1 protein-coding gene and 1 pseudogene are annotated in these 981 nt (G+C 49.6%); one reads left to right on the forward strand and one right to left on the reverse strand.

What is annotated here, in order from left to right; translation table 11 throughout:
- On the forward strand, positions 1–699 hold a 699-nt coding region (locus tag ACTHS3_RS14875), incomplete at its 5' end, for a pseudouridine synthase (RefSeq protein ID WP_440368356.1).
- A 69-nt stretch (positions 700–768) separates the two neighbouring features.
- On the opposite strand, the pseudogene ACTHS3_RS14880 reads toward ACTHS3_RS14875, so the two are convergent.
- Positions 769–981, reverse strand: a pseudogene (locus ACTHS3_RS14880) (alcohol dehydrogenase AdhP); the annotation flags it as partial.

Raw genomic sequence — 981 nt, forward strand, 5'->3', positions numbered from 1 at the left:
ACGATGTTTTATTACCGTGAAACCAGCCGTGAGAGCGAGCCGCGTATTCCGTTTGAAGAAAAGATTTTGCATATTGATGAGCACCTGATTGTGGCGGACAAACCGCATTTTCTGCCCGTCATCCCCAGCGGCAGGTTTTTGCGGGAAACCTTGCTCACGCGCCTGCGTTTGCGGCCTGAATTGCAGCATTTGAATGTTGAAGACATTACGCCGATTCATCGCTTGGACAAAGATACGGCAGGCGTTATGCTGCTTTCGCTCAACCCTGCCACGCGTCGCGATTATCAGACCATGTTCCAAGAAAAAACCGTCCGAAAAATCTATGAAGCGGTGGCGCCGACGCGGACGGATTTGGACTATCCGCTGCATATCTCATCCCGAATGGAACGCGGCAAAAAATTCTTCCTCACACAGGAAACGGAAGGCGAACCCAATGCCCACACGACCATCGAGCTTATCGAAAACCGCGGCGCATTCAGCCTCTACCGCCTCACGCCGCATACCGGAAAGAAACACCAGCTCCGCGTGCATATGATGAGTTTGAATATGCCGCTGATGAACGATGCGCTTTACCCTACCCCCTTGGCGGCCGGTGATAAAGACTACGACAGACCTTTAAAACTTCTGGCCAAAAGAATAGAGTTTACCGATCCTATCAGCGGAGAAATCCGCGTATTTGAAAGTAGCTTTACGCTTTAAGTTATTCAATCCAATGAAAAAGGCCGTCTGAAATTGTTCAGACGGCCTTTTTATCACGGAATCATTTGATTAGTGATGAATGCAGCTGCACTCTTTGTTCATATCAATCACCATGCGGCCGGTAATTTTACCTTCGCGCATTTCTTGGAAGATGGCAGGCGCTTCATCCAAAGCACGCAACTGGACTTTAGGCACAACCAAACCCTCTGCGCCGAATTGGAATGCTTCTTCCAAATCTTTACGGGTACCGACCAGAGAGCCGACCACTTCGATGCCGTCCAA

The organism is Neisseria sp. P0009.S007, assembly GCF_051962515.1.